This is a genomic window from Actinomycetota bacterium (assembly GCA_030684515.1).
GTDB lineage: Bacteria > Actinomycetota > Actinomycetes > S36-B12 > S36-B12 > UBA11398.
Map to the genome: position 1 here is coordinate 1 of JAUXVJ010000032.1, position 14,852 is coordinate 14,852.

Genomic DNA, 14,852 nt, shown 5'->3' on the forward strand with positions numbered 1-14,852 from the left:
CCCATTGACATGTGCGCTACCTGCGAAGCGGCGGTCGCTGCAGCGACTCCGCGATACCAGATGATGGGCGTCGCATTGACCCTGAAGCAACCAGATGTGGCGCTACCCGTGAACGGCGATGAGCTTCGCCTGCAACAGGTAATGGCAAACTTGCTCGAGAACGCTCTTAGGCACACGCCCAGAGGTGGCACAGTGAGTGTGCTTGCAAGTCGTCTTGAGGCAAACGTACGTATTGAAGTAGTTGATGACGGTGCGGGGATACCTCAGGCGGAAATTGGGAAAATCTTCGATCGATTCCATCGCGTTGATCCCGCTCGAGTTTCCACCGGCATCGGAGGCAGCGGCCTTGGGCTGACTATCGCCAGAGCCATCGTGAACGATCACGGGGGGTCTCTGGAAGCCTCCAGCGAGGGACCTGGTTTGGGTGCCACGCTCACTATGTTCCTGCCATTGCATCGACGCGCACGATAGTTCAGCCGTTGCTGTACAGTTGCCTCGTGATCACCGTAGCCCCGCGATTGGATGCCCTAGCCCGAGTTGGACGTGCGCTGGTGGACCCCACGCGGTGCCGTCTACTCTTCGCCTTGCTTGACGGGCCTGCCTATTCAGGGGCTCTTGCTACCGAACTCGGCATCTCGAAGGCCAATGCTTCCAATCACCTTGCTTGTCTGCGAGGTTGCGGCCTCATCGAAGCGACCCCCGAGGGACGTCATGTGAGATACGAACTGACTGACCCCGCACTTGCGCACGCACTCCGAGATTTGGCCGACCTCGTTCTCGCAGTGGAATCACCTGAGATCTGCTACGCAGATGCGGGAGGTCACTGATGGGCAGCGGGCATAGCCACGGTCCCTCTGTCAGTGCAGGTGGGGCTCATCGTCGCACCATGCTCATTGTCCTAGCCCTCACCGTCTCAGTCCTGATCGCCGAAGTCATAGGCGCCAGCGTCACGGGCAGTCTTGCTTTGCTCGCTGATGCCGGTCACATGTTTACCGATGTTGCTGGTATTTCGCTGGCCATCTTGGCCGTCACCTTCGCTTCCCGACCTGCCACTGACGCGCGCACCTATGGCTACTACAGGCTAGAGATTCTTGCTGCAGTGGTGAATGCAGTACTGCTGTTTGGCGTTGCAGTATTCATCCTGTTTGAAGCATGGCAACGGTGGTTCAACGAGCCTGAAGTCGAAGGTGGCTTGATGCTTGCATTCGCCTGTGTGGGCCTAATCGCCAATGGAGCAGGTCTGGTTCTCCTGCGGAAGGGCTCCAAGGAAAGCCTGAACGTCAAGGGCGCCTATCTTGAGGTGCTCGGTGACGCTCTTGGATCCATCGCGGTGATCGTCGCTGCCATCGTCATTTGGTCCACCGGCTGGTTGCGAGCAGATGTGGTGGCTTCAGTCCTGGTAGCCCTCATGATTCTGCCCAGAACCTGGAACTTGCTCCGCGAAGCAATCGACGTCCTTCTCGAAGCCACACCCCGAGGGATGGATCTTGCAGTCGTCCGCAAGCACATCCTCGAAGTCCCAGGCGTCGTCGGCGCTCACGATCTTCACGCATGGACCCTGACCTCAGGAATCCCGGTGCTCTCTGTGCACGTCGTTGTCGAAGACGAGATTCTAAATCGCGGTAGTAGTGGTCAGGTCCTAGATGCCTTAAGCGAATGTCTGCACGAACACTTCGATGTCGAGCACTGCACCTTCCAACTTGAAGCAGCTGAACACGCAGGGCACGAAATCGGCGCCCACCCGTGACTCTCCACTTGAGCTAGCTCAAACAGCAATGGCGCAGACGGGATTGGAACCAATGACAGCAGTCGACGAAGTGCCAGTACCTCAGCTGACGAAAGCGGAGCGTCAGCGTCTGGGTAAGCGTGCTCGGTTGCTCGCAGGCGCCAGCGTGAGTTACAACACGGTGGAGTCGATCGTCGCAATTTCGGCTGGCACAGTTGCCGGGTCAGGCGCCTTGATCAGCTTCGGACTTGACTCGATCATCGAAGTGTCGAGCGGCCTCGTGATTCTTTGGCAATTTAGGCACAAGATTCCAGAATCTCGTGAACGCATCGCACTGAGGCTGATTGCCATCTCGTTCTTCGCGTTGGCCACGTACATTGCAATAGACTCCACGCTGTCACTGCTCAATGGCGATCGGGCTGAGGCGTCGCCCGTGGGCATCGTCTTGGCTTCGTTGTCCATCGCGATCATGCCAGCGCTGTCCATCGCCCAACGTCGCACAGGCCGTTCGTTAGGTTCAGGTTCGGTTATTGCCGATGGATCTCAAACCATGCTGTGCAGCTATTTGTCTGTCGTCCTCCTTCTGGGACTTGTGCTGAATGCCACTTTGGGTTGGTGGTGGGCAGACTCGCTGGTCGCATTGGCGATCGCCGGTGTTGCGATTCGGGAGGGGTTAGACGCCTGGCAGGGCAAGCACTGCTGCCCAGTGACACCCGAATCTTCGACATGCGAGGACGCCTGCTGCTGATCAAGCCTGAGACTGGAGCCAATCATGGCCAGAGTCGCTGAATCTTCATGAAATCTTGATCTTCGCGGGTATTCGGCTCCCATACGGGCTGCGAAGATAACTTGGAAAGCCCCTGCGAGGTCGAGGGGTCCGCCGCTTCAGCGCGCGACAGCGTCGCATCGATGAGGAGCCACGCAACTGTGCAGCTCCTGACTCTTCATGGAAGGTGAATGTTGAGAAGGCCCAGCATGGCTTTGAGACTTGGGATCGCTGTAGTTATCGCCTTGGTCACCCTCGGAATAGCTGGCGCAATCGTCACCAGGCAATCAGAGACCAATGAATCGGCTGTTGCTGTGCCGGCCAGCTCCGATGCGAGTTCTCCTTTGACATCGAGAACCAACAGTCACATTCTGCAACCCGATGCCGACGGTTCGGTGACGCTCGTGGAGTTTCTCGATTTTGAGTGTGAGTCGTGTCGGGCGGTGTACCCATTCATTGAGAGTTTGCGCAAGACATATGCAGGCAAAGTGCGATTCATTGCGCGGTATTTCCCCATTCCCAGCCATGCCAATGCGGTCAATGCGGCGCTCGCTGTGGAGGCCGCGGCCCAGCAAGGGCAATTCGAGGCGATGTATTCGCGGATGTATGAAACCCAAGAGCAATGGGGCGAACAGGAAGAGTCCAAGGCGTCACTGTTTCGCGACTTTGCCCAGGCCATTGGGTTGGACCTTCAACGCTATGACGGCGCGATTGCAGACCCGTCGACTCTGGCCCGAATCGAATTGGATCGCCAAGAGGGCTTGGCGCTGGGGGTTGATGGAACACCGAGCTTCTTTCTGAACGGAGAGCGAATCCGGCCACAAAGTGAGCAAGAATTTCAGTCCTTGATTGACGGGCAACTGGCGGCACGACCGTGAAATCCATGGCTACTCCGTTGGCGAAGTCAGCCGGTCGTTCCGAATTTGTTCGGATGGATCGATGCACCGGCTGGTGGCTGCTTGGGGCTGCCTCAGTTGGACTGCTTGCTTCCTGGCAGCTCACTGTCGACAAGTTGCATCTGCTGGCCGACCCAGCATTCACTCCAGCATGTTCATTGTCAGCGCTAGTCAATTGCAGAAGTGTTATGCAGTCGTCACATTCGACCTTGTTCGGAATCCCCAACTCATTGATCGGAATTGCCGCATTTGCCTGTCTGATTGCGGTGAGCCTGGCGATTCTTGCTCGAGCCCGCATGCAGGTTTGGTACATGTGGGGGCTGCTGGCCGGAACAGTTGCAGGAGTGGTCTTCATTCACTGGCTGGCCTTCCAAACGGCATTCGAAATCGGCGCCCTTTGCCTCTACTGTGTCGCAGTTTGGATAGCCACCTTGACCGCGCTTGGTGCCCTCGCCAGCGCATGTCTTTCGCATGTGCTTCCTGAAGTGCCGCCAGGAAAAGTCACGTCGATCCTGAGCTTTACCTATGAGTGGATGCCTGTACTCGTCGCCTTGTGGATCTCAATACTCGCCATTGTCGTCACAATTGGACTCGTGAAGTAGTGCTCGTCTCCAGTCTGGGTTCCCTGGCTATCGTCGCTCTGGTTGGGTGGGTGCTCTTCGCTTTTGTCCGATGGTGCATGAGCGAGGGCATTGGGCCGGATCCATTATGGGAAATCGCCACACGTGTGCAGTCCGAAAGCGAGATTGCCGAATCGTCTTCGTCTGTTTTTGCAATTCCTACAGCGAACGGATTGCGCCTGCGCAGCGAAGTAGATGGGAAACCTGAGTGGGAGCGCTGGTACCGCTGGAACCAAGTCCAAGTCGAAGAATTCGAAGCCGAGATACGCCTTTCGGGACCATTTGGAACACTGGTGTGCGGAGAAGATCCTCAACTCAACCAGGCGGAAGTGCTGGCTCGGATCGTCTACGAACGTGACCTCCTGGCCGGGCGTCCATGACCAGCCAGGTAGCTACCAAATCCATCCGCTTGCTCGCTTCGCTTTCCCTACTGAGTCTGCTGGCAGCGTGTGGCGGATCACAACAGTTAGCGGATGCGAGCCAGAGTCTGACTAGCGATGACACCACACTCGAGCAAGGCTTTGTGGCTGGCGATGGCTCCATTACCTATCTGCCGGTTGCCGAACGCTTGCCCGCTCCCGCGCTTGAAGGTCCGACATTGAATGGTGGTGTGTATGCGCTGCCTCTGGGTGAAGGCAAGATTGTTGTAGTCAACGTGTGGGCTTCTTGGTGCGCACCATGTCGCGCCGAAGCACCAGTCCTGGAGAAAGTGGCCAAGGAGTTTGCAAGCAAGGGAGTGCAATTCGTGGGCCTCAACATCCGAGATTCGCTTCCCACCGCGCGCGCATTCGCAAAGACCTTTGGCATCGCCTACCCAAATATTGTTGACAAGGCTGGAGAGCTTCAAGTGAAGTTCGGAAGCGCACTGCCTCCGCAAGCGATCCCTTCAACTGTCGTTATCGATCAGCAAGACAGAGTCGCAGGGCGCGTTCTGGGCAGAGTGAGTGAGTCGAGTTTGCGTGGCCTGATCGAACTCCTGCTGGTCAAATGACCGATCTCGTCTTCAATGGGGCGTTGGTACCTGCACTGGCTATCGCTTTCCTTGCAGGAATCATCGCCTTCGTTAGTCCATGCGTGCTGCCGTTGGCTCCCGGCTATTTGTCCTACGTAACCGGCCTGACAGGTTCTGAAGTGAGTACGGGCACAGGTGCTCGCAGTCGCCTACTCCTGGGCACCGTCCTGTTCATCCTTGGCTTCAGCGCAGTTTTCGTTTCGTACGGCTTGGCTTTTGGTAGCGCCGGCTATCTGCTCCTGGAGTACCAGAATGTCATCAATCGAATTCTTGGCGTTCTGGTGATTCTCATGGGCTTGGTATTTATTGGCGTGATCCCAGGCCTTCAACGTGAATGGCGCTTTCATCGAGCCGCTTCATTCGGAATTCTCGGAGCACCACTGTTGGGCATTGCATTCGGCATTGGGTGGACCCCGTGCATCGGCCCAACCTTGGCGGCGGTGCAGACCCTGGCATTCACCGAAGGAGGTGCTTACCGAGGCGCAGCGCTCTCGCTTGCCTATTGCCTCGGATTGGGATTGCCATTCATTGTCTTAGCGCTCGCATTTCAAAGGATGGTGGGAGCGGTGAGTTGGCTGCGAGAGCACTCGCAGCTGATCATGCGCCTAGGTGGCGCCATGCTGATAGCGGTCGGAATACTCCTGGTCTCGGGACTATGGGGGGAATTCACCATTTGGCTGAGAGTGACCGCGCCGAATTTCCAGACGATCCTCTAGCACTCACACCACAATTCTGAAAGGTTAGACGAATAGTGACTTCACTGACAAAGAGGCGAATCCGTCTTGCCGCCACGTGCCTTACGACAACTCTCGCGAGCGCCGCTGTGGGCTTTATCTTCATCTCCACAGCCTCTGCACACACCGATCTGCTGAGCGTCGTGCCCGCTGACGGCTCGACGATATCCACACCTCCCGAAGAAGTGGTGTTGACGTTCAACGAGAACCTCCTCAACACGGGCACCAAAGTCGTGATCACAAACCAAAACAAGACGATCGTGGCAAAGGAGAGTGCCAGAGCTGTAGGGCGCACTGCTGTGATGCCGTGGGCAGCTGAACTCCCGAACGACACTTACACCGTCTCCTACAGAGTGGTATCCACAGACGGCCACCCGATAACTGGTACCACTACGTTCACCCTGCTCTCCCCGAATCGGAGTCCTTCGCCCACTGAGAAATCCGCCGCGCCAATTTCGCCAAGTCCGGACGCAATTGTTGAGCCATCTGGGGCGAGTTCCCTGACCGATCCGAATGTGCTGATAGGTGCTGCCATCGGAACAATTGGCGGTATCGGGATAGTGCTAGTGCAACGACGACGTAAGAAAGCCCGTCAACAGGAATGATCGCTCATAGAAGTCGCATGCCTCTAGTTGTCGGCGGCGCTGTAGTCATCGCAATCGTGTTACTTGCAGTCACTGTGACAATTGCTCGCGCTTGGGTTGGGACATACGACATTGCGATCCCTGGTATCCCTGGCCCCGGTGCTCTGGTGTCAGATGGCGCGCCAATCCTGCGAGCGCTGTCAATGATTGCTGGCATCGTGACACTCGCGTGCGCTGTCTCAGCAATGTTGCTTAGTCCAATTGCGCGCGGCGGGGTCGTGTCTCCGCTAGGCCGCCGAGACCTCGTACTGACTTCATGGGCCGCAGGTTTCTGGGCACTCCTTTGCCTCGTCCAGGCTGCATGGACCCTTGCCGACGTACTCGGACTACCGCTGACTGAGGCTCTTCGCCCTGAAGTTGTGGCTACCTATTGGTCAGATATTCCTCAAGTCCGCACTCTTATCGCTGTGGCGCTAGCCGCACTTTTTGTGAGTGGGCTGGCATCAGTCGGCTCTACTGCGATCAGCGCCGGCATTGCGGCCCTGGTCACTGTGCTGGCGTTGTGCTTGCCCGCAGTGACTGGGCATGGCGGCGGCTCATCCCAGCACGCGCTGCTGCTGGCTTCGGGAGTTGCGCACGCAAGCGCCGCGAGTATCTGGATTGCTGCTGTCCTTGCGGTACTGCTCGTAAGCGTGCTGCGAAGGGAGGGCATGGCCTCGGCTATTCAGCGGTTGACGTTGGTGACGGTATTTGCGATTGCGGTACTTGCCGTCAGTGGAATAGGCAATGCCGCGGCGCAGCTCAACTCTTTCAGTGAGCTGATTACTACGAGGTACGGGCAATTGGTGATCGTAAAGGTGCTGCTCCTGGGCCTCGCAGTTGCTGCAGGCATGGGGCTTCGCCAGTGGATCGGCAAGAAGGCAAGCGCAGATCCTGCTTCCCGAAGTCAACTCACCTTGAGACTCACCATTGAAATTGTGATCATGGCCTTAGCGGTTGGTATCGGAAGCGCACTGACCACAAGCCCTTCTCCCAAAGTTCTGGAGCAGTTTCCGAGTTTGGGCGAGTCACTTGTCGGCTACGCCTACCCGCCGCCGCCCGATTTCATGAACGTCGTTCTCAGTCTTCGGCCGGATCCAGTGTTCCTTGCTATTTGCGCGATTCTGGCTGGGCTATATATCGGCGGTGTCATTCGCCTGCACCGGCGGGGCGATCGATGGCCGCTAGGTCGCACGATCGCATGGCTACTCGGTGTGACGGCGTTGCTCTGGTGCACCAATGCTGGAATCGCTGGCTATGCAAATGTTGCGCCAGGGCTGCATATGGCGCAGCACATGGCGCTGACCATGCTCGTTCCGATTTTCCTTGTGCTCGGTGGGCCGGCAACTCTTGCGCTTCGTGCCCTGCGTCCCGCAAAGGCCGGCCAATGGGGCCCGCGTGAGTGGGTCACGGTCGCACTCCAGAGTCGAGCAGCAGTGATACTGACCAACCCGCTGGTGGTGTTGGGCATCTACTTCTTCGGCTTGTACGGGCTGTATCTCTCTTCTGCATTTGCCAATTTGATGGGCACTCATGTGGGCCACGTCGCGATGCAGACGCATTTCGTCTTGTCCGGATATTTGTTCTACTGGATCTTGATCGGAGTTGATCCGCGTCCGAGATTCCTGCCCTATTGGCAACGGTTCATGATCCTGATCATTGCTTCTGCATTCCACGGTTTCTTCGCCATCATCATCATGATGAGCAATGGAGCGCTGGCACCTGAATGGTTCGGAGTGGTACGCCCCGAGTGGGTGACCGACCTACTTCAGGAGACAAATTCCGGTGGGCAAGCAGCCTGGGCCATCGGCGAAGTACCAATCCTCATTGTCATCATTGCAATGTCAATTCAGTGGGCCAGAAGCGATGAAAGAGAAGCTCGCCGAAAGGACAGGCAAGCCGACCGCGATGACAATCAGGAAATGGCCGACTACAACGCCTACCTTGCTCACCTGCACCGGCGGCAAGCATCGCAAGTTGGAACCCCAACCGCGCGCCCCGAGCGTACTGACGACTGGAATCCGTGAAGACAAATTCTGATTTAGAATCAGTACCCAGTCTCGGATTTAGTTCGTGGAATATCGTTGGTGTTTATGGACGATGGGGGTGCAGGCTTGCGCTCCCTGGGAGAGCAGAAGGGGGTGCAAAATGTGGTTTCGTGAAGAGATCCCGCAGTGCACCCAACCCAATGTTCGCGCCCTAGAAATGTCTCCCCGCTACTTTTGTGAAGTCCCGGGACATCGTTAACCCCTGTCCCGGGACTTCGTTTATTTCGGGGGTTGTTTCTTTCTTCGTCCGCCGCGTTGGGGGCTGCCTTTGGGTGGTCCGGGTTTGAGGCCGCGGGGTTGGTAGTTGCGGTCAGGATCCAGGGTGAAGTCGCGCATGATTTCTCCGGTGTCGGCGTTGACGACGGTGACGTGCAGGTCGTGGATCAAGATGCGCACGGGTGTTCCTGCGTGCTGGGTTCCCAGGCCGATGTGGTGCAGTCGTGATGCGTGACGCAAGCTGACGGCTCCGGTGGCGTCGATCTTGTCGTGTCGGATGCGCCAGTGACCGTCGCGACCGGCCGGTGTTGCTTTGGCTCGAGCGTTGTAGGCCTGGGCTGGGGTGTGCTTATGCAGGGAGCGGTGTGGCCGGTTGTGGTTGTAGTCATGGGTGAAAGCATCGAGTTGGGTTTGCAGGTCAGTCAGGGTCGGGGCCGGTGGTTGGGCGCGTAGCCATTTCTTCAACGTCTGCTGGAAGCGTTCGACTTTGCCCTGGGTCTGCGGGTGGTTTGGTCGTCCGTTCTTTTGCTGGACTCCCAAGATGACCAGTTCGCGTTCAAAGCCGTTGCGGCCCCCACGTAGCCGGATGGTGAAGACCATTCCGTTGTCAGTCCACGTGGATGCGGGGATCCCGTGGGTATCGATCGCGGCGCGAAACGCGGCCAGCACGATGGGACCTGTGACCACGCGGTGGGCGGTGATGCTGATCGCGTAGCGGGAGTGGTCATCGATGAAGGACAAGATCTCAGTGTCGGTTCCATCAGCCAACGGCCAGTGAGTGAAGCCGGATTGCCAGCACTCATTAGGCAGGTCAGACTCAAAGCGAATGTATGTCCTGCGTGGGCGCTTGCGTGGCTCGGGTGTGATCAGGCCCGCGCGATTCAGGATCCGCCATATCGTGGTGACCGACGGAACGCTGTGTCCTTGGCGTTGCAGGTGGACCGCGATGGTGTGCGGTCCAGCATCAAGACCAGCAGCGCTCAGATCACCACGCAGCGCAATGATCGCCTCGATCGTCGCCGCGGAGGCGGCGTTCGGGTTCGACTTCGGTCTGGTGGATTGCTTCTCGACCGCGTCCCAACCACCGGCCCGCCACCTGGCCACGAGCTTGCCGACCCAGGCCGTGGAGATTCCATACTGCCGTGCGACCGCCCCATGGGACTGACCAGCAAGCACTGCCTCAACGATGACCCTGTTCTTGGACATCCGCGCAGACTTAACGAAGACGCGGGACAGGGGTTAACTAAGTCGTGAAACACCACACTGTCCCCGCTACAGATTGAACGTTCAACCAGCATCGCACGACGAAGGTCCCTGAGAAATCAGGGGCCTTTCGTCGTTTCGGGGGTGGACGGGCGCGAACGAGATGGCTGAGGGAAAATTCAAGGCACAACATGTTCTGTCAACGGTAAGAAGTAGTCGGTACCTTGCGAGTTGACGCTGGTGTGACCGAGCGATGCGTAACTGTGTTCGCAGCAGTCGCGAGCACTGACGTCACAGCCAGGGATTCGTCGCACCAATGTCAGCCATGTTGGTTTACAGTCCAAAGTGGCGTAGTGACGAGCCGAGCACCCGTAGCCAACTTTCGCTCCGGTCACGTAGTTCAGCTCTGCCGGCGTCCGATGGTCACTTGTTGACGGGCACGACTCGATTGCGTCCGTGGCGCTTTGCGGCATACATGGCCGAGTCGGCGCGGGCGATCATCGCGTCGATGTCCTCGCCCGCGCTCATGATGGTGACCCCAATGCTGAGTGTGGCGTGAGCTTCCTGGCCCGAAATAGTGACGGGTTCGGCGGCGCTCAGGCGAACTTTCTCAGCTATGGTCGTCGCCTCGGTTAGATTTTCTACGCCATCGAGGACGACCAGAAACTCATCGCCACCCATCCTGGCTAAGAGATCACCAGCTCGAATACACGAGCGGATTCGATTCGTCACGGCGATGAGGACGGCGTCACCAGCGGAGTGTCCGAGGCTGTCGTTTACTGTTTTGAATTCGTCTACATCGACGAACAGAATGGCAGAACTGTGGTCGGAGCGCCGCTCTCCACTGCTGAGGGCCGTCAACCGGAGGATTGCTTCGTCTCGCTTCAGGGCGCCCGTGAGGTCGTCGTAGATCGCTCGGCGAAGCAATTCCTTTTCGGCTTCTACTTCGACTTCAACGTCGCGCATGCTGCCCACGCGCCCGCCCTGTTCGCCTTGATGCTCCAAAGGTCGTGCCGTGATTTACATCCATCGGTAGCCGCCACTGGCAAGCCGAAAACGTGCTCGATAGTCCATTTTCTCACCGCGCATGGCATCGGCAAAAGCGCGGCGCCGGGAGGGCAAGTCCTCGTGAGCAATGAGGTCTTCGACGTGGCTGCCAAGTAGGTCCTCAGGCAACCAGCCGAGCGCAGATTGAACAGAGGGAGATAGCCACTCAAAGGTCCCTTGCTCGCTGACGCGAAACACCACGTCGGAGGCGTTCTCAGCCAGGAGACGCAGACGCTCTTCGGATTCGGCTAGCGCCAATCTGATCTGTTTCTCACGTTCCAGCGCCTGCATCTGTGTGGAGATGTCATCGAATACCCACACTCGACCTGAGCGACCCGGTGAGTCAAGGGGAGCAGTGTGAACGCGCAGATGAGTTGGCAACGTAGCAAAGGTCCAAATCCAGTCACGTATCACAAGGTTGGGATATTGAAAGATCTCTACGGCCTTCGCCTCGATCCCCTCCGGATCCAGTGCTCGACGACGAAGCGCCCCTAAGGCGAACGCCAGCACATCAGGCTGAACGTAGCCAACACGCAAATCCAACAGAGATGCCGCTGCTGCGTTGACTTCACCCAGCCCGGCCTCACCGCTGACAATGACCACCGCCTGATCCAACGCCGAGATGACTGCCTCGAGCCTTACCTGTGCAGCCAGAGACCGCTCTGCCGCTTCTGTGCGAGCCACGTCTGCCGCGAGCGCTTCGCAAGCGGGACCTAGGAGGTACTCCATCGCATTCGGGCCAGGACTTTGATCCGCCCAGATGACCACAAGTTGATAGTCCCCCCGCGTTACAGGTACACAAGCGACCGCATTTTGACGCCCTGCCAACGCAAGCCTGGCCGATGTTGGAAGGAGCGAAGACATTTGGCCAGGGTCTGACACCAGTGCCGGCTCAGAGACATTGGTTGGCAGGGGATGCTCAGCGCCCAGTTGAACCAATCCCACTGGCGTGCAGGACACCGCCAGACCGCGATCGACAGCGGAGACTCGCCACAGCAACGCGGCGTTTGCCTCCACAGCATCGCAAATCGAGCGCAAACTCGTGGCGGTCAATGCGCTCATCCGGGTGCGCGCTCCAGGAAGGGCTCCATAGCTGCGATGACTGATTCTGGATCAACGACGTGTGGGAAGTGCCCGACGATGTCGAGGAGTTCCAATTCGCCATGTGGAATCGCATCTGCGAGCCACATGGCCGCCACGAGTGGTACCGCGGGGTCATCTGTGCCCTGAAGCACCAGCGTTGGCGGCAAAACCAGGGGCATGTAGCTTCGGAAGTCGCTGCTGAACGCCGCATTCAAAATTGTGTAGGCGACATCTGGTGGGTACTGGCGCAAGCTTTGGGTAAATTCGTTGGCCAACTCGGGTCGTTCCGCATGGCCCATGACATAGGGCGCGAATCCTGCGGACCACATCATGAAGTCTGCTTCGATTGAGGCGAGCATCTCATCCAAGCCGACTCGGCTGAACCCACCGATGTAGCCAGTGGCTGGATCATCAAGATACCGGGCACTTGAGCCGACCATGACCAGCTTGGAGAACAGCCCCGGATCAGCCGCAGCCGCCAGCGCCCCGGCCATGCCCGACATGGAATGTCCAATAAATGTCGCGCCTCGAACCTCCAAATCGGTGCAGATCTGGGCAAGATCATCGGCAAAGCCAAGAATGCTCGCGTGGCGAATAGGCGAATACACCGAAGGATCACACGCACCTGACCCGGCAAGGTCAAAAGTGATCACACGTGCTCGCTGCTGCAAATGTTCTGCAACCACCTCCCAGTGCGCTTGGGTGCCGCCGAGTCCATGGCCCAAAATGTAGGTCTGGTTTCCGGATCCCTGGACTCGTGTGGCGTGTGCCTGACTAGGCCGCATGGATGCTCCATTGTCTCGAAGACAGAAAGGTAGACATAAGGCTAATAGCATTCGTCACCGCCGTGCCCTCACTCAGACCTTGCACGTGAATTTCAGGCAAGCCCGGCGGGTTTCCGCGTTTCATACACATGTGGCCTTCAACAGCACCTCCCGAAGCCCTCGGATCGCATCCGCGGCCGTCGCTGAAGAGAATTGCCTATCTGCACTGGCGTCGCAGGGTGTTGTGAACCGCTCTGGGATTGGTTCCACTTCATTTGGAAGGACGCTGTCATGCTGAAGTTGGTCAACCCGAAGGCGATGAATGTGCGTGTAGCAGAAGCTCGGTCCTCAGCCAGAGTCGGTGTCATCGGGACTGCCCCGAGTTTGATTGCTTCCTAGCCTGTGAGGATTCGTCCTCGCTGGAAGGATGTCTGTCATGCCGAAAGCGTTTCCGTTGGAGCTCCGTCGCGATGTCGTCGCGGTTGCCCGTTCCTCTGATGCCCCGGTGTCCCAGGTTGCTCGTGATTTCGGGATTTCGGAGTCGTGCCTGCAGCGCTGGCTGAAACTCGACGATGTCGAGGAATGCCGCCGGCCGGGGGTGAAGCAGGCCGAGTCGGCGCAGCTGCGGGAGGCCAACAAGCGGATCCGACTGCTGGAGCAGGAGAACGAGGTCCTGCGGCGGGCGGCGGTGTATCTGGGACGGGGCGTGAACCCAAAATGATGTATCCCCTCGTGGCGGTTCTGGCCAGCGAGGGGAACCCGGTCACGGTGTCGTGCCGGGTGCTGGGGTTCTCCACGACCGCCTTCCATGCCTGGCGCAGGAACCCAGTGTCGCAACGGGACTGGGACGACGCGCATCTGATCAACGCCGCCCTGGACGTGCATGCTGATGACCCCGAGTTCGGGTGGCGACTCATTGCCGATGAGCTGATCCACTCGATGGGGTTCCAGGTCGGGGAGAACCGCGTGCAGCGCCTGTGCGCCCTGCAGGGGATCTCCTCGAGCATCATCAAGCGCCTCGGATCAGGCAAGAAGGCCGGGCCCGCCGTCCACGACGATCACGTCAACCGGGATTTCAGTGCCGTGGCAGTGAACCTGGAATGGCTGGTCGACATCACGGAGCATTGGACGATGGAAGGCAAGATCTACCTGTGCGCGATCAAGGACTGCGCCTCCAACCGGATCGTCGGCTACGCGATCGACTCCCAGATGACCTCCGAGCTGGCGGTCAACGCGCTACGGATGGCGATCATGCTGCGCGGTAGGCCAGCCGGCACCATTGTTCATAGCGACAGAGGCGGCCAGTTTCGATCCAAGAAATTCGCCATGATGCTGCGCAACAACGGCCTGATCGGATCCATGGGCCGCGTCGCATCAGCAGGCGACAACGCCGCCATGGAATCCTTCTTCGCCCTGCTGCAGAAGAACGTCCTCAACCGCAAGCAATGGGTCACCCGCGAAGAACTACGCCTCGCGGGCTGAGCACTCAACCCCGCGAGGCAATCAAAGCGGGGGCAGTCCCTCCTACCTGATGGCCAGTCCGCGTTGGACGTACGCAGCACCGGCAACCAACGCCCGCGCGTGCGCTGTCGAGATAGGAGTGAAATCGCATAGCAGCAATTCGACTGACCGTACGGCCAAACATGAGCCGAGATTCGAGGCCGCAAAGTCGTGCGCGCCTTGCTCCGATCTGGCGCCGAACGGGTGAGTACGCAAGCGGGAAGCTCACCAAATTCCGGCCAGGTCTTGAGCAGGACAGTCGAGTTCCTCTTGACGCGCAACCCACTGCCCGCTTTACTGACGAATGTTTCATGAAATGGCAGGCTGTCTAGTGCAGGAATCACAGCTGGGAGTGCCCGATGAAGATTGAGGACATGGTGCTGATCAGCACCGACGATCACACCGTTGAGCCGCCATCGTTGAGCGATTACTTCCGTGATCACGTCCCGGTGAAGTTCAAGTCTCGGGTGCCTCGGGTGATCCGTCGTGACGACGGCACTGACGCCTGGCTGATCGAAGGCAAGGAGATTGCCACCTTCGGGTTGAACGCGGTGCAGGGGCGCCCGCGAGAGTCGTGGGGTTCGGATCCGGGAAGTTTCGACCAGGTCCGCCCT

At 58.4% G+C, this 14,852-nt stretch carries 16 protein-coding genes and 1 pseudogene; 13 read left to right on the plus strand and 4 right to left on the minus strand.

Annotation, left to right across the window (positions count from 1 at the left end):
* The 11 genes from Q8M73_13275 to Q8M73_13325 all read left to right on the plus strand — a co-directional run.
* Positions 1–471: ATP-binding protein (locus Q8M73_13275; GenBank protein MDP2289519.1), on the plus strand; the 471-nt coding region annotated here is incomplete at its 5' end.
* A gap of 26 nt (positions 472–497) precedes the next feature.
* The gene (locus Q8M73_13280; GenBank protein MDP2289520.1) at positions 498–827 is read left to right on the plus strand and encodes a metalloregulator ArsR/SmtB family transcription factor; all 330 of its coding nucleotides are present in this window, start codon (positions 498–500) and stop codon (positions 825–827) included.
* Positions 827–1,747: a cation diffusion facilitator family transporter gene (locus tag Q8M73_13285; protein ID MDP2289521.1), complete on the plus strand. Its 921-nt coding sequence runs from the start codon at positions 827–829 to the stop codon at positions 1,745–1,747. Before Q8M73_13280 ends, Q8M73_13285 begins: the two co-directional genes overlap by 1 nt.
* Positions 1,748–1,799: 52 nt before the next feature.
* Positions 1,800–2,474 carry a cation transporter gene (locus Q8M73_13290; GenBank protein ID MDP2289522.1) on the plus strand — a complete coding sequence of 225 codons (675 nt, stop codon included), beginning with the start codon at positions 1,800–1,802 and terminating at the stop codon, positions 2,472–2,474.
* Between the two features lie 227 nt (positions 2,475–2,701).
* Positions 2,702–3,370: a thioredoxin domain-containing protein gene (locus tag Q8M73_13295; protein MDP2289523.1), complete on the plus strand. Its 669-nt coding sequence runs from the start codon at positions 2,702–2,704 to the stop codon at positions 3,368–3,370.
* Between the two features lie 5 nt (positions 3,371–3,375).
* A complete protein-coding gene (locus tag Q8M73_13300; GenBank protein ID MDP2289524.1) occupies positions 3,376–3,990 on the plus strand; it encodes a vitamin K epoxide reductase family protein in 615 nt (204 codons plus the stop codon).
* Between the two features lie 77 nt (positions 3,991–4,067).
* Positions 4,068–4,388, plus strand: coding sequence for a hypothetical protein (locus Q8M73_13305; GenBank protein ID MDP2289525.1), 321 nt, complete (start codon positions 4,068–4,070; stop codon positions 4,386–4,388).
* A complete protein-coding gene (locus tag Q8M73_13310; protein MDP2289526.1) occupies positions 4,385–4,999 on the plus strand; it encodes a TlpA disulfide reductase family protein in 615 nt (204 codons plus the stop codon). Before Q8M73_13305 ends, Q8M73_13310 begins: the two co-directional genes overlap by 4 nt.
* Positions 4,996–5,736, plus strand: a complete 741-nt coding sequence (locus tag Q8M73_13315; protein ID MDP2289527.1) for a cytochrome c biogenesis protein CcdA — start codon at positions 4,996–4,998, stop codon at positions 5,734–5,736. Before Q8M73_13310 ends, Q8M73_13315 begins: the two co-directional genes overlap by 4 nt.
* Before the next feature lie 35 nt (positions 5,737–5,771).
* Positions 5,772–6,359 carry a copper resistance protein CopC gene (locus tag Q8M73_13320; GenBank protein ID MDP2289528.1) on the plus strand — a complete coding sequence of 196 codons (588 nt, stop codon included), beginning with the start codon at positions 5,772–5,774 and terminating at the stop codon, positions 6,357–6,359.
* Between the two features lie 17 nt (positions 6,360–6,376).
* Positions 6,377–8,404 carry a cytochrome c oxidase assembly protein gene (locus Q8M73_13325; protein MDP2289529.1) on the plus strand — a complete coding sequence of 676 codons (2,028 nt, stop codon included), beginning with the start codon at positions 6,377–6,379 and terminating at the stop codon, positions 8,402–8,404.
* Positions 8,405–8,644: 240 nt separating this feature from the next.
* Here the strand turns inward: Q8M73_13325 and Q8M73_13330 are convergent, their stop codons facing one another.
* From Q8M73_13330 to Q8M73_13345, 4 genes are all read right to left on the minus strand, one after another.
* Complete coding sequence (locus Q8M73_13330) at positions 8,645–9,847, minus strand: IS481 family transposase (GenBank protein MDP2289530.1); 1,203 nt, start codon at positions 9,845–9,847, stop codon at positions 8,645–8,647.
* Positions 9,848–10,267: 420 nt separating this feature from the next.
* On the minus strand, positions 10,268–10,810 hold the full coding sequence (locus tag Q8M73_13335; GenBank protein MDP2289531.1) for a GGDEF domain-containing protein: 543 nt from the start codon (positions 10,808–10,810) through the stop codon (positions 10,268–10,270).
* Between the two features lie 54 nt (positions 10,811–10,864).
* On the minus strand, positions 10,865–11,953 hold the full coding sequence (locus tag Q8M73_13340) for a PAS domain S-box protein (protein MDP2289532.1): 1,089 nt from the start codon (positions 11,951–11,953) through the stop codon (positions 10,865–10,867).
* Entirely contained in the window at positions 11,950–12,759 is an 810-nt protein-coding gene (locus Q8M73_13345; GenBank protein ID MDP2289533.1) for an alpha/beta hydrolase, read from the minus strand. The genes Q8M73_13340 and Q8M73_13345 overlap by 4 nt, the downstream gene beginning before the upstream one ends.
* Before the next feature lie 415 nt (positions 12,760–13,174).
* Here Q8M73_13345 and Q8M73_13350 point away from each other — a divergent pair.
* Both Q8M73_13350 and Q8M73_13355 read left to right on the plus strand, forming a co-directional pair.
* Positions 13,175–14,214: pseudogene (locus tag Q8M73_13350) on the plus strand (IS3 family transposase).
* Positions 14,215–14,597: 383 nt separating this feature from the next.
* The coding region (locus Q8M73_13355; protein ID MDP2289534.1) for an amidohydrolase at positions 14,598–14,852 on the plus strand (255 nt) is incomplete at its 3' end.

What these genes read in the sequence shown, in the direction of transcription:
- Q8M73_13285 (MDP2289521.1), top strand. Translation starts at nt 827, where the DNA reads ATGGGCAGCGGGCATAGCCACGGTCCCTCTGTCAGTGCAGGTGGGGCT.
- Q8M73_13290 (MDP2289522.1), top strand. Translation starts at nt 1,800, where the DNA reads ATGACAGCAGTCGACGAAGTGCCAGTACCTCAGCTGACGAAAGCGGAG.
- Q8M73_13295 (MDP2289523.1), top strand. Translation starts at nt 2,702, where the DNA reads ATGGCTTTGAGACTTGGGATCGCTGTAGTTATCGCCTTGGTCACCCTC.
- Q8M73_13300 (MDP2289524.1), top strand. Translation starts at nt 3,376, where the DNA reads ATGGCTACTCCGTTGGCGAAGTCAGCCGGTCGTTCCGAATTTGTTCGG.
- Q8M73_13305 (MDP2289525.1), top strand. Translation starts at nt 4,068, where the DNA reads ATGAGCGAGGGCATTGGGCCGGATCCATTATGGGAAATCGCCACACGT.
- Q8M73_13310 (MDP2289526.1), top strand. Translation starts at nt 4,385, where the DNA reads ATGACCAGCCAGGTAGCTACCAAATCCATCCGCTTGCTCGCTTCGCTT.
- Q8M73_13315 (MDP2289527.1), top strand. Translation starts at nt 4,996, where the DNA reads ATGACCGATCTCGTCTTCAATGGGGCGTTGGTACCTGCACTGGCTATC.
- Q8M73_13325 (MDP2289529.1), top strand. Translation starts at nt 6,377, where the DNA reads ATGCCTCTAGTTGTCGGCGGCGCTGTAGTCATCGCAATCGTGTTACTT.
- Q8M73_13330 (MDP2289530.1), bottom strand. Translation starts at nt 9,847, where the DNA reads ATGTCCAAGAACAGGGTCATCGTTGAGGCAGTGCTTGCTGGTCAGTCC.
- Q8M73_13335 (MDP2289531.1), bottom strand. Translation starts at nt 10,810, where the DNA reads ATGCGCGACGTTGAAGTCGAAGTAGAAGCCGAAAAGGAATTGCTTCGC.
- Q8M73_13340 (MDP2289532.1), bottom strand. Translation starts at nt 11,953, where the DNA reads ATGAGCGCATTGACCGCCACGAGTTTGCGCTCGATTTGCGATGCTGTG.
- Q8M73_13345 (MDP2289533.1), bottom strand. Translation starts at nt 12,759, where the DNA reads ATGCGGCCTAGTCAGGCACACGCCACACGAGTCCAGGGATCCGGAAAC.